Raw genomic sequence first — 24,173 nt, 5'->3', positions numbered from 1 at the left:
ATTATCCAGTGCTCGACGTCAACTTCTTCGACGAGCTGCGCATCGGCCTCGCGACCGCCGACGACATTCGGCAGTGGTCGCACGGTGAGGTGAAGAAGCCCGAGACCATCAACTACCGCACCCTCAAGCCGGAGAAGGACGGACTCTTCTGCGAGAAGATCTTCGGTCCCACCCGCGACTGGGAGTGCTACTGCGGCAAGTACAAGCGCGTCCGTTTCAAGGGCATCATCTGTGAGCGCTGTGGCGTCGAGGTCACGCGCGCCAAGGTGCGCCGCGAGCGGATGGGCCACATCGAGCTGGCCGCTCCCGTCACGCACATCTGGTACTTCAAGGGCGTCCCGTCCCGTCTGGGGTACCTGCTCGACCTCGCCCCGAAGGACCTGGAGAAGGTCATCTACTTCGCGGCGTACATGATCACGCATGTCGACATCGAGATGCGTGACCGCGACCTGCCGTCCCTCGAAGCGAAGATCTCCGTCGAGCGGCAGCACGTGGAGCAGCGCCGGGACGCCGACATCGAGGCTCGCCAGAAGAAGCTCGAGTCCGACCTGGCCGAGCTGGAGGCCAGCGGCGCCAAGGGCGACGCCCGCCGCAAGGTCCGCGAGGGCGCCGACCGCGAGATGCGCCAGCTCCGCGACCGGGCCCAGCGCGAGCTGGACCGGCTGGAGGAGGTCTGGAGCCGCTTCAAGAACCTCAAGGTCCAGGACCTGGAGGGCGACGAGCTGCTCTACCGCGAGATGCGCGACCGCTTCGGTCGTTACTTCCGCGGCGGCATGGGCGCCCAGGCGATCCAGGAGCGGCTCAACAGCTTCGACCTGGACGCCGAGGCCGAGAACCTGCGCGAGACCATCCGCAGCGGCAAGGGCCAGAAGAAGGCCCGCGCCCTCAAGCGGCTCAAGGTCGTGGCGGCGTTCCTCAACACACGGAACTCGCCCAGCGGCATGGTGCTCGACTGCATCCCCGTCATCCCGCCGGACCTGCGTCCCATGGTCCAGCTCGACGGTGGCCGGTTCGCGACCTCCGACCTGAACGACCTGTACCGCCGGGTCATCAACCGGAACAACCGCCTCAAGCGTCTGCTCGACCTCGGCGCGCCCGAGATCATCGTGAACAACGAGAAGCGGATGCTCCAGGAGGCCGTCGACGCCCTGTTCGACAACGGCCGCCGCGGCCGCCCGGTCACGGGCCCCGGCAACCGTCCGCTCAAGTCGCTCAGCGACATGCTCAAGGGCAAGCAGGGCCGCTTCCGGCAGAACCTGCTGGGCAAGCGCGTCGACTACTCCGGCCGTTCGGTCATCGTCGTCGGCCCGCAGCTCAAGCTCCACCAGTGCGGCCTGCCCAAGCAGATGGCGCTGGAGCTGTTCAAGCCGTTCGTGATGAAGCGTCTGGTCGATCTCAACCACGCGCAGAACATCAAGTCCGCCAAGCGGATGGTCGAGCGGTCCAAGCCGGTCGTGTGGGACGTGCTGGAAGAGGTCATCACCGAGCACCCGGTGCTGCTCAACCGCGCGCCCACCCTGCACCGTCTGGGCATCCAGGCCTTCGAGCCGCAGCTGGTCGAGGGCAAGGCCATCCAGATCCACCCGCTCGTCTGCACCGCGTTCAACGCGGACTTCGACGGCGACCAGATGGCGGTGCACCTGCCGCTGTCCGCCGAGGCCCAGGCCGAGGCGCGGATCCTGATGCTGTCCACGAACAACATCCTCAAGCCGGCCGACGGCAAGCCGGTGACGATGCCCACCCAGGACATGGTCATCGGTCTGTACTGGCTGACCACCCAGAAGGAGGGCGGCGTCGGCGAGGGCCGGGTGTTCACCACGGTGTCGGAGGCCCTCATGGCCCACGACCGCCACGAGCTGGACATCCAGGCCAAGATCCAGGTCCGCCTCAAGGACGTCCCGCCGCCGCGCGGCTGGGAGGGCCCCGAGGGCTGGGAGCCTGGCGAGCCGTTCCGGCTGGAGACCACGCTGGGCCGGTGCCTGTTCAACCAGACGCTGCCGGACAACTACCCCTTCGTGAACTACCAGGTCGGCAAGAAGCAGCTCTCGGCGATCGTCAACGAGCTGGCCGAGCGGTACCCGAAGGTCGAGGTCGCCAACGCCCTCGACTCCCTGAAGGACGCCGGGTTCTACTGGGCGACCCGCGCCGGTGTCACGATCTCGATCGAGGACGTCGTCGCGCCGCCGAACAAGCCCGCGATCATGGAGTCGTACGAGAAGCGCGCCGACAAGGTCCAGCGGGAGTACGACCGGGGTCTGATCACGGACGAGGAGCGCCGCCAGGAGCTCATCGAGATCTGGACGCATGCCACGGCGGACGTCGAGACCGACATGATCAACGCGTTCCCGGCGACCAACCCGGTCTGGATGATGGTCAACTCCGGCGCCCGCGGTAACAAGATGCAGGTCCGGCAGATCGCCGGTATCCGCGGCCTGGTGTCCAACACCAAGGGTGAGACGATCCCGCGGCCGATCAAGTCCTCGTTCCGCGAGGGCCTGTCGGTGCTGGAGTACTTCATCTCCACCCACGGTCAGCGGAAGGGTCTGGCGGACACCGCTCTGCGGACCGCCGACTCCGGCTACCTGACCCGTCGTCTGGTCGACGTCGCCCAGGACGTCATCGTCCGCGAGGTCGACTGCGGCACCGACAGGGCCGTCCCGCTGCACGTCGGCGAGCGCGACGCTCAGGGCAACCTGGTCAAGGCCGAGAACGCCGAGAGCAACGTGCACGGCCGGATCCTGGCCGAGGACGTCGAGGTGGACGGCAAGCTGGTCGCCTCGGCGGGCGTCGACATCAACGACGCCATCGTGACCGCGCTGGTCGCGGCCGGTGTCGAGACCGTCAGGACCCGCAGCACGCTGGTCTGTGAGGCCAAGATCGGTGTCTGCGCCACCTGCTACGGCCGTTCGCTCGCGACCGGCAAGCTCGTGGACGTCGGCGAGGCGGTCGGCATCATCGCCGCCCAGTCCATCGGTGAGCCGGGCACCCAGCTGACCATGCGGACCTTCCACACCGGTGGTGTGGCGGGCGCCGACATCACCCACGGTCTGCCGCGTGTCCAGGAGCTGTTCGAGGCCCGCATCCCCAAGGGTGTGGCCCCGATCAGCGAGGTCGCCGGCCGGGCGCGGATCGACGAGACCGACAAGACCCGCAAGATCGTCATCACTCCGGACGACGGCTCCGAAGAGGTGGCGTACCCGGTCTCGATGCGGTCGCGGCTGCTCGTCTCCGACGGCCAGCGCGTGGATGTCGGCCAGCTGCTGATCGCCGGTGCGCGCAACCCCAACGAGGTCCTGCGGATCCTCGGCCCCCGGGCGGTCCAGCTCCACCTCGTCGACGAGGTGCAGCAGGTCTACCGGTCGCAGGGTGTGTCGATCCACGACAAGCACATCGAGGTCATCGTCCGCCAGATGCTCAAGCGGGTGAACGTCCTCGAGTCCGGCGACACCGAGCTGCTGCCCGGCGAGCTGGTCGAGCGGCCGCGGTTCGAGGCCATGAACCGCCAGACCGTGGCCGAGGGCGGCCAGCCCGCGTCCGGCCGTCCGGTGCTGATGGGCATCACCAAGGCCTCGCTCGCCACCGAGTCGTGGCTGTCGGCGGCGTCCTTCCAGGAGACGACGCGAGTCCTCACCGACGCGGCGATCCACGCCAAGTCGGACTCGCTGCTCGGCCTCAAGGAGAACGTCATCATCGGTAAGCTCATCCCGGCCGGTACGGGCATGCCGCAGTACCGGAACATCCGGGTGGAGCCGACCGAGGAGGCCAAGGCCGCCATGTACACCGTCGGCGGCTACGACGGCTCCGCGTCGGACTACACCTTCGGTTCCGGCAGCGGCGAGGCCGTTCCGCTGGAGGAGTACGACTTCGGCCAGTACGGCCGCTGAGTCGCGTGACAGGGAACGCCCGGAGCGGTCACCGCTCCGGGCGTTTCTGTGTCTATTGCGCTCGCTCCGTCGCGCCCCTCGCGGCTCGGGCGCTCACGAGACCGTGTCGTGTCGCTGTGTCTCACGGGCGAAAGTGGCGGAGTGACACCTGGGCGACCGGTACACTTGCTCCGAGCCCTTTGGCGGCCTGTGCCGAGCAGGCAGCGGAAACATGGCACGGATACGACGATCCGGCGGATGTCGTTTTGACGTCATCAACAGCGCTGGGTAGTCTTTGTCTTCGTGCCCATGCTTCATGGGCTCGCATGCGTGCGCTCGGGAGCCTGTCCCAGTAAGGGATCGGGCGGAGCGCCGGATGACCTCTCCAGATCGGCCGGGTACGCCCGGGTGTGGTGTGGCCCGTCCACGACACGCCCGACCGCGTGGGTCGAAGGAGACACAAAACCAGCAGGTCATGACACCGGCAGTACCTGCAAGCCCGGACGGGGCGGCATCGCCACCTCGATCGGGACCTACGTATCACCGGCTAGGCACGAAACGGAGACGCGGTGCCCACCATTCAGCAGTTGGTCCGAAAGGGCCGGCAGGACAAGGTCAGCAAGACCAAGACTCCTGCCCTCAAGGGGAGCCCGCAGCGGCGCGGCGTTTGCACCCGCGTGTACACGACGACCCCCAAGAAGCCCAACTCGGCGCTGCGCAAGGTGGCCCGTGTTCGGCTCACCAACGGCATCGAGGTCACGGCCTACATCCCCGGTGTCGGCCACAACCTTCAGGAGCACTCGATGGTGCTCGTGCGCGGCGGCCGTGTGAAGGACCTGCCGGGTGTTCGCTACAAGATCATCCGTGGTTCGCTGGACACTCAGGCCGTCCGGAACCGCAAGCAGGCCCGCAGCCGCTACGGCGCGAAGAAGGAGAAGAGCTGACATGCCGCGCAAGGGTTCCCCTGGCCGCCGCCAGCTGGTCGCCGACCCGGTGCACAACTCGCCCCTGGTCACCGCTCTGATCAACAAGGTTCTCCTGGACGGCAAGCGCTCCCTGGCGCAGTCGATCGTCTACGGCGCCCTCGAGGGTTGCAAGGACAAGACCGGCAACGACCCGGTCGTCACCCTCAAGCGTGCGCTCGACAACGTCCGGCCGACGCTCGAGGTGAAGAGCCGTCGCGTCGGTGGCGCCACCTACCAGGTGCCGGTCGAGGTCAAGGCCTCGCGCAGCACCACCCTGGCCCTGCGGTGGCTCGTCCAGTACTCGCGGGCACGCCGTGAGAAGACCATGACCGAGCGGCTCATGAACGAGCTCCTCGACGCGAGCAACGGCCTCGGCGCCAGCGTCAAGCGGCGCGAGGACACGCACAAGATGGCCGAGTCCAACAAGGCCTTCGCCCACTACCGCTGGTAGTAGGCACCGACGACGAGTTAAGGACGCGAAGAAGTGGCCACCACGACCGCTCTTGACCTGGCCAAGGTCCGCAACATCGGCATCATGGCCCATATCGACGCGGGCAAGACCACGACGACCGAGCGCATCCTGTTCTACACCGGTATCAACTACAAGATCGGTGAGGTCCACGAGGGCGCCGCCACCATGGACTGGATGGAGCAGGAGCAGGAGCGCGGCATCACGATCACGTCCGCCGCGACGACCTGTGAGTGGCTCGGCCACACCATCAACATCATCGACACGCCCGGCCACGTCGACTTCACCATCGAGGTCGAGCGGTCGCTGCGCGTCCTCGACGGCGCGGTCGCCGTGTTCGACGGTGTCGCGGGCGTGGAGCCGCAGTCGGAGACCGTGTGGCGTCAGGCGGACCGTTACGGCGTTCCGCGGATCTGCTTCGTCAACAAGATGGACCGGGTCGGCGCGGAGTTCCACCGCTGTGTCGACATGATGATCAGCCGGCTGAACTCCACTCCGGCGGTCATCCAGCTTCCCTGGGGCGTCGAGGCCGACTTCAAGGGCGTCATCGACCTGGTGAAGATGAAGGCCCTGATCTGGAGCGCCGAGGCCGCCAAGGGCGAGATGTACGACACCGTCGACATCCCGGCCGACCACGCGGACGCGGCTCGTGAGTGGCGCGACAAGCTCGTCGAGACGGTCGCCGAGAACGACGACGAGCTGATGGAGCTCTTCCTGGAGGGCGTCGAGCCCACCGAGGAGCAGCTCGTCGCGGCCCTCCGCCGCGCGACCATCACCGGTGCGATCAACCCGGTCCTCTGCGGCACCGCCTTCAAGAACAAGGGCGTCCAGCCCCTGCTCGACGCGATCGTCGCCTACCTCCCCGCGCCCACCGACATCCCGGCCTTCAAGGGCCACGCGGTGGGCAACGAGGAGGAGGTCGTGGAGCGCCACCCGGACCCGAACGAGCCGTTCGCCGCGCTGGCCTTCAAGATCATGAGCGACCCGCACCTGGGCAAGCTGACCTACATCCGCATCTACTCCGGAACGCTCGAGGCCGGCACCACTGTGGTGAACTCGGTCAAGGGCAAGAAGGAGCGGATCGGCAAGATCTACCAGATGCACGCGAACAAGCGCGAGGAGCGCCCGACCGCGAGCGCCGGCCAGATCGTCGCCGTCATGGGTCTGAAGGACACCACGACCGGCGACACCCTGTCCGACGCGGCCAAGCAGGTCGTGCTCGAGTCGATGACGTTCCCCGCTCCGGTGATCAACGTCGCGATCGAGCCCAAGACCAAGGGCGACCAGGAGAAGCTGGGCACCGCGATCCAGCGGCTGGCCGAGGAGGACCCGTCCTTCCAGGTCCGCCGCGACGAGGAGACCGGCCAGACGGTCATCTGGGGTATGGGCGAGCTCCACCTGGAGATCCTCGTCGACCGGATGCGCCGCGAGTTCAAGGTCGAGGCCAACGTCGGCCGCCCGCAGGTCGCCTACCGCGAGACCATCCGCCGCAAGGTGGAGAAGGTCGAGTACACGCACAAGAAGCAGACCGGTGGTTCCGGCCAGTTCGCGCGCGTGATCATCGACCTGGAGCCGCTGGGCGAGGGCAACGACGGCTACGAGTTCGCGAACAAGGTCACCGGTGGCCGCATCCCCAGGGAGTACATCCCGTCGGTGGACGCGGGCGCGCAGGAGGCGGCCGAGTTCGGCGTCCTCGCCGGCTACCCGATGGTCGGGGTCAAGGTCACCCTTCAGGACGGCGCCTTCCACGAGGTCGACTCGTCCGAAATGGCATTCAAGATTGCCGGCTCGATGGCCTTCAAGGAGGCCGCGCGCAAGGCGGACGCCGTACTCCTCGAGCCGATGATGGCCGTTGAGGTCACCACGCCCGAGGACTACATGGGAGATGTCATCGGCGACCTGAACGGTCGGCGGGGACAGATCCAGGCAATGGACGAACGGTCCGGCGCCCGTGTCATCAGGGCGCTCGTCCCGCTCTCTGAGATGTTCGGCTACGTGGGAGACCTGCGCAGCCGCACCCAGGGTCGGGCGAGCTACAGCATGCAGTTCGACTCCTACGCGGAGGTGCCCCCGGGCATCGCCAAGGAGATCGTCGCGAAGGCTCGGGGCGAATAGTTCCGCTCGCCGTCCGGCGGGCACCTGCGGGTGCCCGCCGGACGGAGCCTGAGTTGCACGACGCAAGTCAAGTCAGAATCTCTAAGGAGACAGACCAGTGGCCAAGGCCAAGTTCGAGCGGAACAAGCCGCACGTGAACATCGGCACCATTGGGCACATCGACCACGGCAAGACCACTCTGACCGCGGCGATCACCAAGGTGCTTCACGACCGTTTCCCGCAGCTCAACGAGGCGACCCCGTTCGACAAGATCGACAAGGCGCCCGAGGAGAAGGCTCGCGGAATCACGATCTCCATCGCGCACGTCGAGTACCAGACCGAGAAGCGCCACTACGCTCACGTGGACTGCCCCGGTCACGCCGACTACGTGAAGAACATGATCACCGGTGCCGCCCAGATGGACGGCGCGATCCTGGTCGTGGCCGCCACCGACGGCCCGATGCCGCAGACCAAGGAGCACGTGCTCCTGGCCCGCCAGGTCGGCGTTCCGTACATCGTCGTCGCCCTGAACAAGGCCGACATGGTGGACGACGAGGAGATCCTGGAGCTCGTCGAGCTCGAGGTTCGCGAGCTCCTCTCCGCTCAGGAGTTCCCGGGCGACGACCTGCCGGTCGTGCGCGTCTCGGCGCTGAAGGCGCTCGAGGGCGACGAGAAGTGGGGCGACTCGATCATCGAGCTCATGAACGCCGTGGACGAGAACGTCCCCGAGCCCGTTCGTGACACCGACAAGCCGTTCCTGATGCCGATCGAGGACGTGTTCTCGATCACCGGTCGTGGCACTGTCGTCACCGGCCGTATTGAGCGCGGTGTCGTCAAGGTCAACGAGACCGTCGACATCATCGGCATCAAGGAGAAGAGCACCACGACGACCGTCACCGGCGTCGAGATGTTCCGCAAGCTCCTCGACGAGGGCCAGGCCGGTGACAACGTCGGTCTGCTCCTCCGCGGCATCAAGCGCGAGGACGTCGAGCGCGGTCAGTGTGTCATCAAGCCGGGCACGACCACCCCGCACACCGAGTTCGAGGCGCAGGTCTACATCCTGTCCAAGGACGAGGGCGGCCGTCACACGCCGTTCTTCAACAACTACCGTCCTCAGTTCTACTTCCGTACGACTGACGTGACCGGCGTGGTGAACCTCCCCGAGGGCACCGAGATGGTCATGCCGGGCGACAACACGGAAATGCGCGTTGAGCTGATCCAGCCCATCGCCATGGAAGAGGGCCTGAAGTTCGCGATCCGCGAGGGTGGCCGCACCGTCGGCGCCGGTCGCGTCACGAAGATCATCAAGTAGCGCACCGCGGCGTGGCGGCCGGGCCTTCAGGGGCCTGGCCGCCACACCACGCAGGGGCCGGAAACGGCTCCGCCACGGACGACGAAACCGTGATCTCGCAGTGCTTTCGGCCGCGATTCGACCGAAGCCACTGCCAGATCACGGACTGGCCGGACCGGTTCCGGAGCGTCGGACGCGTGGCATGACCAGCGGCAGTGGGCCGCATGAAGCTTAATAGGACGACAGCGAAGGACACCGAGGCCACTATGGCGGGACAGAAGATCCGCATCCGGCTCAAGGCGTATGACCACGAGGTCATCGACAGCTCGGCCAAGAAGATCGTCGAGACGGTGACGCGGACCGGCGCCAAGGTCGCTGGCCCGGTGCCGCTGCCGACCGAGAAGAACGTGTACTGCGTCATCCGGTCGCCGCACAAGTACAAGGACAGCCGTGAGCACTTCGAGATGCGCACCCACAAGCGGCTGATTGACATCATCGACCCGACGCCCAAGACGGTTGACTCGCTCATGCGTCTCGACCTTCCCGCCGGCGTCGACATTTCGATCAAGCTCTAAGGAACGCACTGACATGGCTAAGCAGATCAAGGGCGTCCTGGGCAAGAAGCTCGGCATGACCCAGGTCTTCGACGAGGCGAACCGGGTGGTCCCGGTCACCGTCGTCGAGGCCGGTCCGTGCGTGGTGACCCGGGTCCGCACCCCTGAGAGGGACGGCTACTCCGCCGTGCAGCTCGGGTACGGCCAGGTTGACCCGCGCAAGGTCAACAAGCCCCTGGGTGACTACCTGCGCAAGCACGACATCACCCCCCGCCGCTACTTCGCCGAGGTTCGCACCGACGACGCGTCCGAGTACACCCTGGGCCAGGAAGTCCTGGCCGACACCTTCGAGGCGGGGCAGTACGTCGACGTCACCGGCAAGAGCAAGGGCAAGGGCTTCGCGGGTGTCATGAAGCGGCACAACTTCCGCGGCCTCGGCGCCTCGCACGGTACGCAGCGCAAGCACCGCTCGCCGGGCTCCATCGGCGGCTGCGCGACCCCCGGTCGCGTCTTCAAGGGCCTCCGCATGGCCGGCCGGATGGGCAACGTCCGCACCACGGTCCAGAGCCTCAAGGTCCACTCCGTGGACGCCGAGAAGGGTCTCATCCTGATCAAGGGTGCGATCCCCGGCCCGAACGGCAGCCTGGTGCTGGTCCGCACCGCCGCCAAGAAGGCCGCGGTGGCCAAGTGAGCGAGCGAACCAGCCAGTACATCAGCGTGTGCTCACTAACCGACGAGCGCAGCGAGGAGGCGAAGTGAGTACCACCATTGACGTCCTCGACGCCAGCGGCGCCAAGACGGGGACCGTCGACCTGCCCGGTGACGTCTTCGAGGCCAAGGTCAACATCCCGCTGATCCACCAGGTCGTCGTCGCCCAGCTCGCCGCTCGCCGGCAGGGCACCCACGCGACCAAGACCCGGGGCGACGTCTCCGGCGGTGGCAAGAAGCCGTACCGGCAGAAGGGCACCGGCCGCGCCCGTCAGGGCTCGACCCGGGCCCCGCAGTTCACCGGTGGTGGCGTCGTCCACGGCCCGCAGCCGCGTGACTACTCGCAGCGGACGCCCAAGAAGATGAAGGCCGCCGCCCTGCGCGGCGCCCTGTCCGACCGGGCTTCCGGCGGTCGCGTCCACGTGGTCAGCACGCTGGTCACCGGGGAGACCCCGAAGACCAGGTCGGCGCTTGAGGCGCTCCGCAAGATCACGCAGGCGGCGAGCGTGCTCGTGGTGGTCGACTCCGCCGACGAGCTCACCTGGCTGAGCCTGCGCAACGCGCCGGAGGTCCACCTCCTGGACGCGGGCCAGCTGAACACCTACGACGTGCTGTGCTACGACGACGTGGTCTTCACCCGTGAGGCGTACGACCAGGTCGTGGCCCGTCTGGGCGGCAGCGGGAAGGAAGAGGCCTGATGGAGAAGATCGCCGACCCGCGCGACATCATCCTCAAGCCGGTCGTCTCCGAGAAGAGCTACGGCCTGATCGATGAGCACAACAAGTACACCTTCCTGGTGCGCAAGAACGCCAACAAGACGCAGGTGAAGATCGCTGTCGAGCAGATCTTCGGCGTCAAGGTGACGAGCGTGAACACGATCAACCGCCAGGGGAAGCGCAAGCGGACGCGGGCGGGCTTCGGTCAGCGCCCCAGCACCAAGCGGGCGATCGTCAGCCTTGCCGAGGGCCACCGGATCGACATCTTCGGTCAGATCGGCTAGCTCGAGCGCCGCACGCGGGCCGGTGGGCCCTCGCCCAGCGCGAGGGTCCCGGCCCGGTAGTCAGCACCGGGAGGACCGCCGGGAGGCGGACCTCCACGGTACGAACCGACGAAGGATGAACGAAAGAGATGGGCATCCGTAAATACAAGCCGACGACTCCGGGTCGTCGCGGCGCGAGCGTCTCGGACTTCGCCGAGATCACGCGCAGCACTCCGGAGAAGTCGCTGCTTGCCCCCCTGCACAGCAAGGGCGGACGTAACGTGCACGGCCGGGTGACCGCCCGGCACCAGGGAGGCGGGCACAAGCGCGCCTACCGGATCATCGACTTCCGCCGCCACGACAAGGACGGGATCCCGGCCAAGGTCGCGCACATCGAGTACGACCCGAACCGGACCTCCCGCATCGCGCTGCTCCACTACGCCGACGGCGAGAAGCGGTACATCATCGCCCCGGTCGGCCTCAAGCAGGGGGACCGCGTCGAGAACGGCCCCGCGGCGGACATCAAGCCGGGCAACTGCCTGCCGCTGCGCAACATCCCGACCGGTACCTTCATCCACGCGGTGGAGCTGCGTCCGGGTGGCGGCGCGAAGCTGGGTCGCAGCGCCGGTGCGCAGATCCAGCTGCTGGCCAAGGAGGGCACCTACGCCACGCTGCGTATGCCCTCGGGCGAAATGCGCCAGGTCGACGTGCGCTGCCGGGCGACGGTGGGCCAGGTCGGCAACACCGAGCAGGCCAACATCAACATCGGTAAGGCCGGCCGTAACCGCTGGAAGGGCAAGCGCCCCACGGTCCGCGGTGTCGCCATGAACCCGGTCGACCACCCGCACGGTGGTGGTGAGGGCAAGACCTCCGGCGGTCGCCACCCGGTGAACCCCAAGGGCAAGCCCGAGGGCCGTACCCGTCAGCCCAACAAGCCCAGCGACCGGCTGATCATCCGTCGTCGGAGCAAGAGGAAGAAGCGGTAGGAGCAGCCGACATGCCACGTAGTCTTAAGAAGGGTCCCTTCGTGGACGATCACCTTCAGAAGAAGGTGGACGCCCAGAACGAGAAGGGCACCAAGAACGTCATCAAGACGTGGTCGCGGCGCTCCATGATCGTGCCGGACATGATCGGTCACACGATCGCCGTGCACGACGGCCGCAAGCACGTTCCCGTGTTCGTCACCGAGGCCATGATCGGCCACAAGCTCGGTGAGTTCGCGCCCACGCGGACCTTCCGCAGCCACGTCAAGGAAGACCGCCGCAGCCGGCGGTAAGCGCCTTCTAGTAAGCATCAGAGGAGACAGCGATGGAAGCCAGGGCACAGGCGCGGTACGCGCGCCACACGCCCCGGAAGGCCCGCCGCGTGGTGGACCTCATTCGCGGGCTGCCCGCTTCGGAGGCGCAGGCCGTGCTGCAGTTCGCTCCCCAGTCGGCGAGCGAGACCGTCTACAAGGTGCTCTCGAGCGCGATCGCGAACGCGGAGCACAACTTCAAGCTCGACCGGGACACGCTCTTCGTGAGCCGTGCGTGGGTGGACGAGGGTCCGACCCTGAAGCGGTTCCGCCCGCGTGCCCAGGGTCGCGCCTATCGGATCAACAAGCGGACGAGCCACATCACCGTGATCGTGGAGTCCCGCGAGCCGAAGGGAAGGACCCGCTAGTGGGCCAGAAGGTTAACCCGCACGGGTTCCGCCTCGGCATCACGACCGACTTCAAGAGCCGGTGGTACGCCGACAAGCTGTACAAGTCGTACGTCGCCGAGGACGTGGCGATCCGCCGCATGCTGCAGAAGGGCATGGAGCGGGCCGGCATCTCCAAGGTCGAGATCGAGCGTACGACCGACCGCGTCCAGGTCGACATCCACACCGCCCGGCCGGGCATCGTCATCGGCCGCCGCGGCGCCGAGGCCGACCGCATCCGCGGCGACCTGGAGAAGCTGACCAAGAAGCAGGTCCAGCTGAACATCCTCGAGGTGAAGAACCCCGAGATCGACGCGCAGCTCGTCGCGCAGGGCGTGGCCGAGCAGCTGTCCAGCCGCGTCTCGTTCCGCCGGGCCATGCGGAAGGCCATGCAGTCCGCCATGAAGAGCGGCGCCAAGGGCATCCGGGTCCAGTGCTCGGGTCGTCTCGGCGGCGCGGAGATGTCCCGCTCGGAGTTCTACCGCGAGGGCCGCGTGCCCCTGCACACCCTCCGCGCGGACATCGACTTCGGGTTCTACGAGGCCCGCACCACCTTCGGCCGTATCGGCGTGAAGGTGTGGATCTACAAGGGCGAGGCTCCCACGAGCCGCCAGGAGCGCGAGGCCGCTGCGGCCGGCGCCCGGGCGAGCCAGCGTCGTGAGCGCGACGACCGCCGCGGTGGCGCGGGCGACCGTCCGCGTCGTGGCGGCGGCGACCGTCCCCGCCGTGGCGGCGGGGCCGGAGGCCGTGGCGACCGCGCACCCAGGACTGAGGCGGCCGCGCAGGCCGCCCCCGAGACGGGCCCGGCGGAGCAGCCGGGTGCTGAAGGGAGCTGACCATGCTGATCCCGCGCAGGGTCAAGCACCGCAAGCAGCACCGGCCCGACCGCAGCGGAGCCGCCAAGGGCGGTACCCGGGTCGTGTTCGGCGAGTTCGGCATCCAGGCGCTTGAGCACTCTTATGTGACCAACCGCCAGATCGAGGCCGCGCGTATCGCCATGACCCGGCACATCCGCCGTGGCGGAAAGGTCTGGATCAACATCTTCCCTGACCGCCCTCTGACCAAGAAGCCGGCCGAGACCCGCATGGGTTCCGGTAAGGGTTCTCCGGAGTGGTGGATCGCCAATGTGAAGCCCGGCCGAGTCATGTTCGAGCTGTCCGGCGTCGCCGAGCCCGTGGCCCGTGAGGCCATGCGCCGCGCGATGCACAAGCTCCCCATGAAGTGCCGTTTTGTCAAGCGTGAAGTGGGTGAGGCGTGATGGCTAAGGGTCTGACCGCCGCGGAGCTGCGTATCGAGGACCAGGACGTCCTCGTCCAGAAGCTCAAGGAGGCGAAGGAGGAGCTGTTCAACCTCCGCTTCCAGTCGGCGACGGGGCAGTTGGAGAGCCACGGTCGGCTGCGTGCCGTCCGCCGCGAGATCGCCCGTATCTACACCGTGATGCGCGAGCGCGAGCTGGGCATCGTCACGGTCGAGAAGGAGCCGAGCGATGGCTGAGACAACTGAGTCCACCGAAACCGCCGAGGCCACGCCGGCCGCGCAGCGGAACTACCGCAAGACCCGTGAGGGCCTCGTCGTCAGCGACAAGATGGACAAGACCGTCGTCGTCGCCGTCGAGGACCGCGTCAAGCACCCCCTCTACGGCAAGGTCATCCGCCGGACGACCAAGTACAAGGCGCACGACGAGCAGAACTCCTGCGGCATCGGCGACCGGGTTCTGCTGATGGAGACCCGGCCCCTGTCGGCCACCAAGCGCTGGCGGGTCGTGGAGATCCTCGAGAAGGCCAAGTAACACAACCAGACGCGCCTCGTGGGGGGTGGGAGACCACCCCCCATGACGGTGTCCAAGGGACGGAACCGCTCGGCGGCCCGTCCGCCCGCGGTGACGGTCGTACGGCTGTGACCGAGGGAAAAAGACCACATCGGGTTCGGCCAGGCTCACCGCGACGGTGAGAACCGGCACGACAAACAGGAGTAGACGTGATCCAGCAGGAGTCGCGGCTCAAGGTCGCCGACAACACGGGTGCGAAGGAAATCCTCTGCATCCGGGTGCTCGGCGGCTCGGGTCGGCGCTACGCGGGGATCGGCGACATCATCGTTGCGACGGTGAAGGACGCCATTCCCGGCGGAGGCGTGAAAAAAGGCGACGTTGTCAAGGCTGTCGTGGTGCGCACCGTCAAGGAGCGCCGCCGCCCCGACGGCTCCTACATCCGCTTCGACGAGAACGCCGCGGTCATCATCAAGGACAGCGGTGACCCTCGGGGCACCCGCATCTTCGGCCCGGTGGGCCGTGAACTGCGCGACAAGAAGTTCATGCGCATCATCTCGCTCGCGCCGGAGGTGCTGTGATGCCGAAGCTGCACGTGAAGAAGGGTGACCTGGTTCAGGTCATCGCCGGCAAGGACAAGGGCGCCAAGGGCCGGATCATCGCCGCTTTCCCCCGCGAGGAGCGCGTGGTGGTCGAGGGCGTCAACATGATCAAGAAGCACTCGAAGGTGACCAACCAGGGTCCGCGCGGCGCCAAGGAAGGCGGCGTGCAGACCATGGAGGCTCCCATCCACGTGAGCAACGTCAAGAAGCTCAAGGATGGCGAGAAGGATGCGAAGCCCGAGAAGAAGGCCGCCGCGAAGAGCGACGCCGAGGCGACGGGTGAGGACGACTGATGACCGCCACGACGACTGAGACCGCGCGCCCCGTTCCGCGCCTCAAGCAGCGCTACCGCGAGGAGATCATCGCGAAGCTGCGCGAGGAACTCGGCATCGAGAACATCATGCTGGTGCCCACGATCACCAAGATCAAGGTGAACATGGGTGTCGGCGAGGCGGCCCGTGACTCCAAGCTGATCGAGGGCGCCGTCCGCGACCTCACGGCCATCACCGGTCAGAAGCCGGCCGTCGCCCGCGCCCGCAAGTCCATCGCGCAGTTCAAGCTCCGCGAGGGCATGCCGATCGGCGCGCACGTGACGCTGCGCGGCGACCGCATGTGGGAGTTCCTCGACCGTCTGCTGTCCCTGGCGCTGCCGCGTATCCGCGACTTCCGTGGCCTGTCGCCGAAGCAGTTCGACGGCAACGGCAACTACACCTTCGGCCTGACCGAGCAGGTCATGTTCCACGAGGTCGACCAGGACAAGGTCGACCGGCAGCGGGGCATGGACATCACGGTCGTGACCACCGCGAAGAACGACGACGAGGGCCGGGCGCTGCTGAAGCTCCTCGGCTTCCCCTTCAAGGAGGCCTGATCATGGCGAAGACGTCGCTGAGGGTCAAGGCAGCGCGCAAGCAGAAGTTCGAGGTCCGGGCGTACACTCGTTGTTCGCGTTGCGGCCGTCCGCGCGCTGTCTACCGCAAGTTCGGGCTCTGCCGGGTGTGCTTCCGCGAGATGGCGCACCGGGGCGAGCTGCCCGGCATCACCAAGTCGAGCTGGTAAGCCCCCGGGCGAACCGGCCGCACCAAGAAGTCATATCAACCGGGCGCCGTGACGGCGCCCACGACCACACCGCAGGTCCGCCGCGTGTCGGAGACACGAATCGAACGAGCGGAAACCGCGGTGAGGAAGGCCACCGGCCATGACGATGACCGACCCGATCGCAGACATGCTGACGCGTCTGCGTAACGCGAACTCGGCCTATCACGACACCGTGAGCATGCCCTACTCGAAGCTCAAGGCCCACATCGCGGAGATCCTCCAGCAGGAGGGTTACATCCAGGCCTGGAACGTCGAGGACGCCAAGGTCGGCAAGAACCTCGTGGTGGAGCTCAAGTTCGGGCCCAGCCGCGAGCGTGCGATCGCGGGCCTGCGCCGGGTGTCCAAGCCCGGTCTGCGGGTCTACGCGCAGAAGGACAACCTGCCCCGGGTCCTGGGAGGCCTGGGCGTCGCGATCATCTCGACGTCCAGCGGCCTGATGACGGACAGGCAGGCAGGCAAGCGTGGAGTGGGCGGGGAAGTCCTCGCCTACGTCTGGTAACGAGGGGAGGAACCACAGCATGTCACGAATCGGACGGCTGCCCATCCCCGTACCTGCGGGTGTCGACATCGCCATCGATGGCCGGAACGTTCAGGTCAAGGGGCCGAAGGGCACGCTCACTCACACCGTCGCCGACCCGATCGAGGTCTCGCGGGGCGAGGACGGCACCATCGCCGTCTCCCGCCCGAACGACGAGAACAAGGTCCGGGCGCTGCACGGCCTGTCCCGCACGCTGATCGCCAACATGGTGGCCGGCGTCACGCAGGGCTACACGAAGACGCTGGAGATCGTCGGCGTGGGTTACCGCGTCGCGGCCAAGGGCCCGACGCAGCTGGAGTTCTCGCTGGGCTTCAGCCACCCGGTCATCGTGGACGCGCCGGAGGGCATCAGCTTCCGCGTCGAGCGGCCGACCCTGTTCCACGTGGACGGCATCGACAAGCAGAAGGTCGGCGAGGTCGCCGCGAACATCCGCAAGTTGCGCAAGCCCGACCCGTACAAGGGCAAGGGCGTGCGCTACCAGGGCGAGGTTGTCCGCCGCAAGGTCGGAAAGGCTGGTAAGTAGTCATGGCTGGCAGGACTGCGTTCGGCAAGCACACGGCCGCCCGCACGGTCTCGCGGGCCCGTCGGCACAACCGCGTCCGCAAGAACGTCTTCGGTACGGCCGAGCGGCCGCGTCTGGTCGTCAACCGCTCCACTCGGCACCTGTTCGTCCAGATCGTCGACGACACCAAGGGCCACACGCTGGTGAGCGCGTCGACGATGGACACCGCGCTCCGCGGCGCCGAGGGCGACAAGACGGACAAGGCGAAGAAGGTCGGCGAGCTCCTCGCTCAGCGGGCCAAGAGCGCCGGGATCACCGCCGTCGTGTTCGACCGTGGCGGTAACCGCTACGCGGGGCGGCTGGCCGCCCTCGCGGACAGCGCCCGTGAAGGCGGGCTGGATTTCTGATGGCCCGTCCTACGAGCAATGAGAAGAGGAACCACTGATGGCTGCAGCTCCGCGTCGCGGTGCAGGCGGCGGTGGCGAGCGGCGTGACCGTCGTGACGATCGCCGCGGTGGCGCCGCAGACAAGGGCGTCTCGTACATCGAGCGCGTCGTGAAGATCAACCGAGTGGCCAAGGTCGTGAAGGGTGGCCGGCGCTTCAGCTTCACCGCGCTGGTCATCGTCGGCGACGGCAACGGCCTCGTCGGCGTCGGATACGGCAAGGCCAAGGAGGTGCCCGCGGCGATCGCCAAGGGCGTCGAGGAGGCCAAGAAGCACTTCTTCAAGGTGCCGCGCATCCAGGGCACGATTCCGCACACCGTGCAGGGCGAGGACGCCGCGGGCGTCGTGCTGCTGCGTCCGGCCTCGGCCGGTACCGGTGTCATCGCGGGTGGCCCGGTGCGCGCGGTGCTGGAGTGCGCCGGCATCCACGACGTGCTGTCGAAGTCGCTCGGCTCGGACAACCCGATCAACATCGTGCACGCCACCGTGGCGGCTCTGAAGGGCCTCAGCAGGCCCGAGGAGATCGCCGCCCGCCGTGGCCTCCCGATCGAGGACGTCGCCCCCAAGGCGATGCTCAAGGCCCGCGCTGAGGGCCTCGCTGAGGCCGCGGCCGCGGCGAAGGCGGTGAGCTAGCCGATGGCTCGTCTCAAGATCACCCAGGTCCGATCGAAGATCGGTGGCAAGCAGAACCAGCGTGACTCGCTGCGCTCGCTGGGCCTGAAGCGAATCGGCGACGTCGTCGTCAAGGAGGACCGCCCCGAGATCCGTGGCATGGTCGCCGTGGTGACGCACCTCGTCGTTGTTGAAGAGGTCGACTAGTCATGACTGAGAACGCTCCGCTCAAGCTGCACGACCTCCGTCCCGCCCCCGGCGCCAACAAGGCCAAGGTCCGCAAGGGCCGCGGCGAGGGCTCCAAGGGCAAGACGGCCGGTCGGGGCACCAAGGGCACCAAGGCTCGCAACAACGTGATGCCGGGCTTCGAGGGCGGCCAGATTCCGCTCCAGCGGCGGCTGCCGAAGCTGAAGGGCTTCTCGAACGCGCTGTTCAAGACGACCTACCAGGTCGTCAACCTGGACCGGATCGGGGAGTTCTTCCCCGAGGGTGGCGCCGTCACGGTCGACGAGCTCGTCGCCCGGGGTGCGGTCCGCAAGAACCAGCTCGTCAAGGTGCTGGGTACCGGTGAGATCTCTGTGGCGGTCAACGTGCAGGCGCACGCCTTCTCGGCGTCCGCCAAGGAGAAGATCGCCGCGGCCGGCGGCTCGGTTTCCGAGCTGTAGGCATGATGCTGCGCGAGGCGCGGAGGTTCGTTATGAGCCTCCGCGCCCGTAGTGCGTTAGAGTTCGCTGGGCAGCGGGCTCGCTTCGCGGCCCGACTAGCTCATTGGCAACAAGTCATGTCGTGGGACGCCTTCCAGGCCGTCACCGACCGTCACCGCGTCACTGGCGCGCAGGAGGGACCGTGCTAACCGCGATTACCCGGGCATTCCGGACGCCGGACCTGCGCAAGAAGCTGCTCTTCACCTTGGGCATCATCGCGCTGTTCCGGCTGGGCTCGGTGCTTCCCACCCCCGGCGTCAACGCCGCGAACGTCCGCCTCTGTCTGGACCAGGCCCAGTCCGGCGACGCCGGCAACATCTACGGGATGGTTCAGCTCTTCAGTGGCGGCGCGCTTCTGAAACTTTCAGTGTTCGCGCTCGGAATCATGCCGTACATCACGGCGAGCATCATCCTGCAGCTGCTGACGGTGGTGATTCCCCGCCTGGAGGCCCTGAAGAAGGAGGGCCAGGCGGGCACCGCGAGGATCACGCAGTACACGCGGTACCTGACCATCGGTCTCGCCATCCTGCAGTCGACGGCGTTCGTGGCTCTGGCCCGCAGCGGTCAGCTCTTCCCGAGCTGCAAGGAGCAGATCCTGCTGAGCCAGGACATCTTCCCGCTGGTCACGATGGTCGTCACGATGACCGCAGGCACCGCCGTGATCATGTGGCTGGGTGAGCTCGTGACCGACCGCGGCGTCGGCAACGGCATGTCGATCCTGATCTTCACTCAGGTGATCGCGGTCTTCCCGTCCGAGCTGCTGAGCATCTACCGGCTGAGCCCGTTCAAGTTCGTCGTCGTGATGATCGTCGGCATCGTGATGATCGCGGTCGTCGTCTTCATCGAGCAGGCCCAGCGCCGCATCCCCGTCCAGTACGCCAAGCGGATGGTGGGCCGCCGGATGTACGGCGGCACCTCGACCTACATCCCGATGAAGGTGAACACCGCGGGCATCATCCCGGTCATCTTCGCCTCGTCGCTCCTCTACCTGCCCCAGCTGGTGGTGACCCTGTTCGGGGCCAACCAGCAGTCGAACGTGGTGGTGGAGTGGCTGGCGCAGAACCTGGTGCGCGGCGACCACCCGGTCTACATGGCCACCTTCTTCCTCCTCATCATCTTCTTCACGTACTTCTACGTGTCCATCACCTTCAACCCCGTTGAAGTGGCCGACAACATGAAGAAGTACGGTGGGTTCATCCCGGGCATCCGTCCGGGCCGGCCGACCGCCGAGTACCTGAACTTCGTGCTCACGCGGCTCACCGCCGCCGGCGCTCCGTATCTGGGAGTCATCTCGCTGATCCCGATCATCGCGCTGGCGGTGGCCGGAGCGAGCCAGAACTTCCCGTTCGGAGGGACCAGCATTCTGATCATGGTTGGTGTTGGTCTGGACACGGTCAAGCAGATCGAGAGCCAGCTGCAGCAGCGCAACTACGAGGGCTTCCTGAGATAGTGCGCGTCGTCCTGGTCGGGCCCCCCGGAGCGGGTAAGGGGACGCAGGCCCAGTTCATCGCTTCGCACCTGTCGATCCCGAAAATCTCGACAGGCGACATCTTCCGTGCCAACGTCTCGGGCGGCACGGAGCTCGGCAAGCTTGCCAAGGAGTACATGGACCGCGGCGACCTGGTCCCCGACGAGGTGACGGTCGCCATGGTCCGGGACAGGTTGTCGCACGATGACGCGCAGGAGGGGTTCCTCCTCGACGGCTTCCCGCGCAACGTGCCGCAGGCCGAGGTCCTGAAGAAGATGCTGGCCGAGTTCGGCACCTCCCTCGACGTCGTCCTCAACCTGGTGGTCGACGACGACGAGGTCGTCCGGCGGCTGGCGGGCCGCCGTACCTGCCGCTCCTGCGGCAAGGTGTGGCACGTGCTGTTCGATCCGCCCGCCGTGGAAGGGGTCTGCGACGCCTGCGGCGGCGAGCTGTTCCAGCGCGACGACGACCGCGAGGAGACCATCAGGCACCGCCTGGAGGTCTACCAGGAGCAGACCGCGCCGCTGATCTCCTTCTACGCCGACGAGGGCATCGTGCAGGGAGTCGACGCGACCGGTCCGGTCGAGGAGGTCACCCAGCGGGCGATGGCCGCGTTGCGACGGTTCGCCGAGTGATCATGGGCCGGATGTCGCGATCCGGCTGAATCGTTACCGACGCCTTGGACGCCACTCCGTCTCATGGGGTGGCGTTCAGGCTTGTATGGGACAATCCCGCAAGGGGGTGCAAACGTGTTCAAGAAGAACAAGCACGGGATCCAGGTCAAGACGGCCGAGCAGCTGGACAGCATGCGGGCCGCCGGTCTCGTCGTGGGCCGCACCCTTGAGCTGCTGCGGTCGTCGGTACGGCCCGGCATCACGCCCCTCGACCTCGACGCCATCGCTGAGGAGGCCATCCGGGCCGAGGGCGCCATCCCCTCGTTCAAGGGCTACCAGGGCTTCCCCGCCACGATCTGCGCCTCCGTGAACGACGAGGTCGTCCACGGCATCCCCGGCGACCGCAGGAAGCTGCGCGAGGGCGACATCATCTCCATCGACTGCGGCGCGATCCTCGACGGCTGGCACGGCGACTCGGCGATCACGGTCGCCGTGGGTGAGGTCGAGCCGCGGCTGACCGAGCTGATGCGGGTCACGGAAGAGGCCATGTGGCGTGGCATCGCCGCGCTGAAGGTCGGGGGTTACCTCTCCGACATCGGCCACCAGGTCGAGAAGTACGTCCGCTCTCAGGGCCGTTACGGCATCCCCCCGGAGTACGGCGGGCACGGCATCGGCACCCAGATGCACATGGACCCGTGGGTGGCCAACCACGGCAAGCCCGGTCGTGGGCCTCGCTTCGAGGCGGGGATGTGCTTCGCGATCGAGCCGATGGTCAACCTCGGCACCGCGCGGACCAAGGTGCTCGCCGACGACTGGACGGTCGTCACCCTGGACGGCAAGCCGTCCGCGCACTTCGAGCACAGCGTCGCGGTCACGGACGGCGGACCGATCGTGCTGACCGCGCTCGACGGCGGGGCGTTCCGGCTGAGGGAACTGTCCGGCGAGGCCGTGGGGGGCGATCCGGCCGCGGCCGGCAACGGTTGATCACTCCCGCCCGCGGCGCGTTACGGTGCCCCATAATGGTCGTATCGCGCGACAGCAGGAGATGGTGATGGCGGCAGCGCCGGAGATGCGGGCATCCGACGGCGACAGAGATCGGGTCGCCGCCGCCCTGCGGGAGCATATGGCCCAGGGCAGGCTCGACGTCGACGAGTTCCAGGAGCGGCTGGAGCAGACCTACCAGAGCCGGACGTACGGCGAGCTGGCGAGGGTCACCTCCGACCTCCCCGAGATCGACCTGCACACCCTGCCCGCGACGGCGACGCCGTCCGCCTCCCCGCGCAAGGGGACCAAGGGCGAGAAATCGCTGAAGGCCGCCTGGGGGGCGTGGGCGATGGCCAGCGGCATCAACTGGGTGATCTGGCTCATCGTGATGGTCACCTCGGGCGAACTCGTCTATCCGTGGCCGCTGTGGGTGATGGGCCCGTGGGGCGTCATCCTGCTGATGAGCACGATCTTCGGCAACACACGGGACCAGCGGCGCCCCAGCTGATCGCCCGCCGTTTCCGGCACGCGCGCGGCCCGGAGGGTAACCTGTCCTCAGGGTGTGCCCGCGGCCTCTGCCGCCGTTTCGCAATTCGGGGCGGGTTGGCGTACACTCCTTTGTCGGTTCACTATGACCTTTTGCGCGTAGGCGGTCGGGCAGACCGCCGCTCTCTGGAAGCGCCCGAAGGTCGCGGCTGCTTAGTGTTCCGAAGCCTCAGACGACCGATCAGTGAAACGCGAGGGTCATGGCCAAGAAAGACGGCGCCATCGAGATAGAGGGCACTGTGGTCGAGTCGCTCCCGAACGCCATGTTCCGGGTGCAGCTCGACAACGGCCATAAGGTGCTCGCCCATATCAGCGGGCGGATGCGGATGCACTACATCCGGATCCTTCCCGATGACAGGGTGGTCGTGGAACTGAGCCCCTACGACCTGAGTCGCGGGCGGATCGTCTACCGGTACAAGTAGGCCCACCCCGTGCCGCGGGGTGGACTGTATGCGGAACGAATAAGGACTATGAAGGTCAAGCCGAGCGTCAAGAAGATCTGCGACAACTGCAAGGTGATTCGCCGGCACGGTCGCGTCATGGTGATCTGCAGCACCAACCTGCGCCACAAGCAGCGTCAGGGCTAGGGACGACAGATCCCTGGTAGGGGTCCGCGGCCCGGAGGGCCCGCCGTGATACGGCGGGCGACCGGGAACGAGGACCGCCGGCCGAGGCCGCGGGGCCGCATGGTTCCCGCCGGCTGTGGCCGGACAACGAAACGGTGTCTCACACCGGCGAAGGCGGTCTCCCAGGAGACCGAACCACGCGGGAGACCCCCGGTCGGAGGCCGGGGCCCTCGCCCCGGGCATGGGGAGGGGAGTGAGGCGCGAGACCTCCGCCACAACGAAGGAGAATGCCCGCCATGGCTCGCCTGGTTGGCGTCGACCTCCCCCGCGACAAGCGGCTGGAGATCGCTCTCACCTACATTTTCGGAATCGGCCGCACCCGGGCCAAGGAGATCCTCGATGCGACGGGCGTGAGCCCCGACCTGCGCGTCCACCAGCTCACCGACGCTGAGCTCGTGCCGATGCGTGACTACATCGAGGCGAACTACAAGATCGAGGGTGACCTCCGCCGCGAGGTTCAGGCCGACATCCGCCGCAAGATCGAGATCGGCTGCTACCAGGGCATCCGGCACCGCAAGGGGCTGCCTGTCCACGGTCAGCGGACGCAGACGAACGCGCGCACCCGCAAGGGCAAGAAGAAGACCGTGGCCGGCAAGAAGAAGCCGGGCAAGAAGTAGTCCTTAGCAGCCACATTCCTGGAGATAGCGCTTAAATGCCGCCGAAGAGCCGCCAGGGCGCGCCTAAGAAGGTGCGCCGCAAGGAAAAGAAGAACGTCGCTCATGGGCACGCCCACATCAAGAGCACGTTCAACAACACGATCGTCTCGATCACGGACCCCAGCGGGAACGTGATCTCCTGGGCCAGCGCCGGCCACGTCGGGTTCAAGGGCTCCCGTAAGTCCACCCCGTTCGCCGCGCAGATGGCCGCCGAGAACGCCGCTCGCCGCGCCATGGAGCACGGCATGCGCAAGGTCGACGTCTTCGTCAAGGGTCCCGGCTCCGGCCGTGAGACCGCCATCCGTTCCCTGCAGGCGACCGGTCTTGAGGTCGGGTCCATCCAGGACGTGACCCCGGTCCCGCACAACGGCTGCCGTCCGCCCAAGCGCCGTCGCGTCTGAGCTCAGGAGATAG

34 protein-coding genes are annotated in these 24,173 nt (G+C 67.2%); all 34 read left to right on the top strand.

Annotated features, from left to right (window positions below; translation table 11 throughout):
* Positions 1-8: 8 nt before the first annotated feature.
* The 34 genes from JOL79_RS13760 (at position 9) to rpsK (ending at position 24,160) form a co-directional block, all read left to right on the top strand.
* Positions 9-3,884 carry a DNA-directed RNA polymerase subunit beta' gene (locus JOL79_RS13760; protein ID WP_210156163.1) on the top strand — a complete coding sequence of 1,292 codons (3,876 nt, stop codon included), beginning with the start codon at positions 9-11 and terminating at the stop codon, positions 3,882-3,884.
* A gap of 548 nt (positions 3,885-4,432) precedes the next feature.
* Positions 4,433-4,807 (top strand): 30S ribosomal protein S12, encoded by a 375-nt coding sequence (gene rpsL / locus JOL79_RS13755; RefSeq protein ID WP_030508316.1) that lies wholly within the window; start codon positions 4,433-4,435, stop codon positions 4,805-4,807.
* A 1-nt stretch (position 4,808) separates the two neighbouring features.
* On the top strand, positions 4,809-5,279 hold the full coding sequence (rpsG, locus tag JOL79_RS13750; RefSeq protein ID WP_030508317.1) for a 30S ribosomal protein S7: 471 nt from the start codon (positions 4,809-4,811) through the stop codon (positions 5,277-5,279).
* 84 nt (positions 5,280-5,363) lie between these two features.
* Positions 5,364-7,412 (top strand): elongation factor G, encoded by a 2,049-nt coding sequence (gene fusA, locus JOL79_RS13745; RefSeq protein WP_230984778.1) that lies wholly within the window; start codon positions 5,364-5,366, stop codon positions 7,410-7,412.
* A 97-nt stretch (positions 7,413-7,509) separates the two neighbouring features.
* Positions 7,510-8,703 (top strand): elongation factor Tu, encoded by a 1,194-nt coding sequence (tuf, locus tag JOL79_RS13740; RefSeq protein WP_210156161.1) that lies wholly within the window; start codon positions 7,510-7,512, stop codon positions 8,701-8,703.
* Between the two features lie 245 nt (positions 8,704-8,948).
* Positions 8,949-9,257 carry a 30S ribosomal protein S10 gene (gene rpsJ, locus JOL79_RS13735; RefSeq protein WP_012887830.1) on the top strand — a complete coding sequence of 103 codons (309 nt, stop codon included), beginning with the start codon at positions 8,949-8,951 and terminating at the stop codon, positions 9,255-9,257.
* A 13-nt stretch (positions 9,258-9,270) separates the two neighbouring features.
* A complete protein-coding gene (gene rplC / locus JOL79_RS13730) occupies positions 9,271-9,927 on the top strand; it encodes a 50S ribosomal protein L3 (protein WP_210156160.1) in 657 nt (218 codons plus the stop codon).
* Between the two features lie 64 nt (positions 9,928-9,991).
* Positions 9,992-10,642 carry a 50S ribosomal protein L4 gene (gene rplD / locus JOL79_RS13725; RefSeq protein ID WP_210156159.1) on the top strand — a complete coding sequence of 217 codons (651 nt, stop codon included), beginning with the start codon at positions 9,992-9,994 and terminating at the stop codon, positions 10,640-10,642.
* On the top strand, positions 10,642-10,944 hold the full coding sequence (gene rplW / locus JOL79_RS13720) for a 50S ribosomal protein L23 (RefSeq protein WP_210156158.1): 303 nt from the start codon (positions 10,642-10,644) through the stop codon (positions 10,942-10,944). Before rplD ends, rplW begins: the two co-directional genes overlap by 1 nt.
* Positions 10,945-11,072: 128 nt before the next feature.
* Positions 11,073-11,909 (top strand): 50S ribosomal protein L2, encoded by an 837-nt coding sequence (gene rplB / locus JOL79_RS13715; RefSeq protein WP_210156157.1) that lies wholly within the window; start codon positions 11,073-11,075, stop codon positions 11,907-11,909.
* 11 nt (positions 11,910-11,920) lie between these two features.
* Positions 11,921-12,199 (top strand): 30S ribosomal protein S19, encoded by a 279-nt coding sequence (rpsS, locus tag JOL79_RS13710; protein WP_068896536.1) that lies wholly within the window; start codon positions 11,921-11,923, stop codon positions 12,197-12,199.
* A 32-nt stretch (positions 12,200-12,231) separates the two neighbouring features.
* Positions 12,232-12,585 (top strand): 50S ribosomal protein L22, encoded by a 354-nt coding sequence (rplV, locus tag JOL79_RS13705; RefSeq protein ID WP_036328517.1) that lies wholly within the window; start codon positions 12,232-12,234, stop codon positions 12,583-12,585.
* Positions 12,585-13,439: a 30S ribosomal protein S3 gene (gene rpsC / locus JOL79_RS13700; protein WP_210156156.1), complete on the top strand. Its 855-nt coding sequence runs from the start codon at positions 12,585-12,587 to the stop codon at positions 13,437-13,439. The genes rplV and rpsC overlap by 1 nt, the downstream gene beginning before the upstream one ends.
* A 2-nt stretch (positions 13,440-13,441) precedes the next feature.
* A complete protein-coding gene (rplP, locus tag JOL79_RS13695) occupies positions 13,442-13,861 on the top strand; it encodes a 50S ribosomal protein L16 (RefSeq protein ID WP_030508327.1) in 420 nt (139 codons plus the stop codon).
* Positions 13,861-14,097 (top strand): 50S ribosomal protein L29, encoded by a 237-nt coding sequence (gene rpmC, locus JOL79_RS13690; protein WP_210156155.1) that lies wholly within the window; start codon positions 13,861-13,863, stop codon positions 14,095-14,097. Before rplP ends, rpmC begins: the two co-directional genes overlap by 1 nt.
* Positions 14,090-14,392, top strand: coding sequence for a 30S ribosomal protein S17 (rpsQ, locus tag JOL79_RS13685; RefSeq protein WP_210156154.1), 303 nt, complete (start codon positions 14,090-14,092; stop codon positions 14,390-14,392). The genes rpmC and rpsQ overlap by 8 nt, the downstream gene beginning before the upstream one ends.
* A gap of 188 nt (positions 14,393-14,580) precedes the next feature.
* Complete coding sequence (gene rplN / locus JOL79_RS13680) at positions 14,581-14,949, top strand: 50S ribosomal protein L14 (RefSeq protein WP_055482781.1); 369 nt, start codon at positions 14,581-14,583, stop codon at positions 14,947-14,949.
* A gap of 8 nt (positions 14,950-14,957) precedes the next feature.
* Positions 14,958-15,263 (top strand): 50S ribosomal protein L24, encoded by a 306-nt coding sequence (rplX, locus tag JOL79_RS13675; RefSeq protein WP_210156350.1) that lies wholly within the window; start codon positions 14,958-14,960, stop codon positions 15,261-15,263.
* Complete coding sequence (rplE, locus tag JOL79_RS13670) at positions 15,263-15,838, top strand: 50S ribosomal protein L5 (RefSeq protein ID WP_210156153.1); 576 nt, start codon at positions 15,263-15,265, stop codon at positions 15,836-15,838. The genes rplX and rplE overlap by 1 nt, the downstream gene beginning before the upstream one ends.
* Before the next feature lie 2 nt (positions 15,839-15,840).
* Positions 15,841-16,026 carry a type Z 30S ribosomal protein S14 gene (locus JOL79_RS13665; RefSeq protein ID WP_210156152.1) on the top strand — a complete coding sequence of 62 codons (186 nt, stop codon included), beginning with the start codon at positions 15,841-15,843 and terminating at the stop codon, positions 16,024-16,026.
* A 139-nt stretch (positions 16,027-16,165) separates the two neighbouring features.
* Positions 16,166-16,564 carry a 30S ribosomal protein S8 gene (gene rpsH, locus JOL79_RS13660; protein ID WP_210156151.1) on the top strand — a complete coding sequence of 133 codons (399 nt, stop codon included), beginning with the start codon at positions 16,166-16,168 and terminating at the stop codon, positions 16,562-16,564.
* Between the two features lie 19 nt (positions 16,565-16,583).
* On the top strand, positions 16,584-17,126 hold the full coding sequence (gene rplF / locus JOL79_RS13655; RefSeq protein WP_210156150.1) for a 50S ribosomal protein L6: 543 nt from the start codon (positions 16,584-16,586) through the stop codon (positions 17,124-17,126).
* Between the two features lie 2 nt (positions 17,127-17,128).
* Positions 17,129-17,512 (top strand): 50S ribosomal protein L18, encoded by a 384-nt coding sequence (gene rplR / locus JOL79_RS13650; RefSeq protein WP_210156149.1) that lies wholly within the window; start codon positions 17,129-17,131, stop codon positions 17,510-17,512.
* A 37-nt stretch (positions 17,513-17,549) separates the two neighbouring features.
* Complete coding sequence (gene rpsE / locus JOL79_RS13645) at positions 17,550-18,182, top strand: 30S ribosomal protein S5 (RefSeq protein ID WP_210156148.1); 633 nt, start codon at positions 17,550-17,552, stop codon at positions 18,180-18,182.
* A 3-nt stretch (positions 18,183-18,185) separates the two neighbouring features.
* Positions 18,186-18,368, top strand: a complete 183-nt coding sequence (gene rpmD / locus JOL79_RS13640) for a 50S ribosomal protein L30 (protein ID WP_210156147.1) — start codon at positions 18,186-18,188, stop codon at positions 18,366-18,368.
* Positions 18,369-18,370: 2 nt separating this feature from the next.
* A complete protein-coding gene (gene rplO / locus JOL79_RS13635; RefSeq protein ID WP_210156146.1) occupies positions 18,371-18,826 on the top strand; it encodes a 50S ribosomal protein L15 in 456 nt (151 codons plus the stop codon).
* A gap of 181 nt (positions 18,827-19,007) precedes the next feature.
* Complete coding sequence (gene secY / locus JOL79_RS13630; protein WP_210156145.1) at positions 19,008-20,315, top strand: preprotein translocase subunit SecY; 1,308 nt, start codon at positions 19,008-19,010, stop codon at positions 20,313-20,315.
* Positions 20,315-20,968, top strand: coding sequence for an adenylate kinase (locus tag JOL79_RS13625; protein WP_210156144.1), 654 nt, complete (start codon positions 20,315-20,317; stop codon positions 20,966-20,968). Before secY ends, JOL79_RS13625 begins: the two co-directional genes overlap by 1 nt.
* 114 nt (positions 20,969-21,082) lie before the next feature.
* Entirely contained in the window at positions 21,083-21,931 is an 849-nt protein-coding gene (map, locus tag JOL79_RS13620) for a type I methionyl aminopeptidase (protein ID WP_210156143.1), read from the top strand.
* Between the two features lie 67 nt (positions 21,932-21,998).
* Entirely contained in the window at positions 21,999-22,439 is a 441-nt protein-coding gene (locus tag JOL79_RS13615; RefSeq protein WP_210156142.1) for a DUF1707 SHOCT-like domain-containing protein, read from the top strand.
* A 238-nt stretch (positions 22,440-22,677) separates the two neighbouring features.
* The gene (infA, locus tag JOL79_RS13610; RefSeq protein WP_012887858.1) at positions 22,678-22,899 is read left to right on the top strand and encodes a translation initiation factor IF-1; all 222 of its coding nucleotides are present in this window, start codon (positions 22,678-22,680) and stop codon (positions 22,897-22,899) included.
* Positions 22,900-22,947: 48 nt separating this feature from the next.
* Positions 22,948-23,064: a 50S ribosomal protein L36 gene (gene rpmJ, locus JOL79_RS13605; protein ID WP_210156141.1), complete on the top strand. Its 117-nt coding sequence runs from the start codon at positions 22,948-22,950 to the stop codon at positions 23,062-23,064.
* A 275-nt stretch (positions 23,065-23,339) separates the two neighbouring features.
* On the top strand, positions 23,340-23,720 hold the full coding sequence (gene rpsM, locus JOL79_RS13600) for a 30S ribosomal protein S13 (RefSeq protein WP_210156140.1): 381 nt from the start codon (positions 23,340-23,342) through the stop codon (positions 23,718-23,720).
* Positions 23,721-23,755: 35 nt separating this feature from the next.
* Complete coding sequence (gene rpsK, locus JOL79_RS13595; RefSeq protein WP_012887860.1) at positions 23,756-24,160, top strand: 30S ribosomal protein S11; 405 nt, start codon at positions 23,756-23,758, stop codon at positions 24,158-24,160.
* Positions 24,161-24,173 lie beyond the last annotated feature (13 nt).

It is taken from the genome of Microbispora oryzae, assembly GCF_017896165.1.
Classification (GTDB): domain Bacteria; phylum Actinomycetota; class Actinomycetes; order Streptosporangiales; family Streptosporangiaceae; genus Microbispora; species Microbispora oryzae.
Note: the sequence above shows the minus strand (reverse complement) of the source record. Positions and strands in the feature narration are given on the sequence as shown.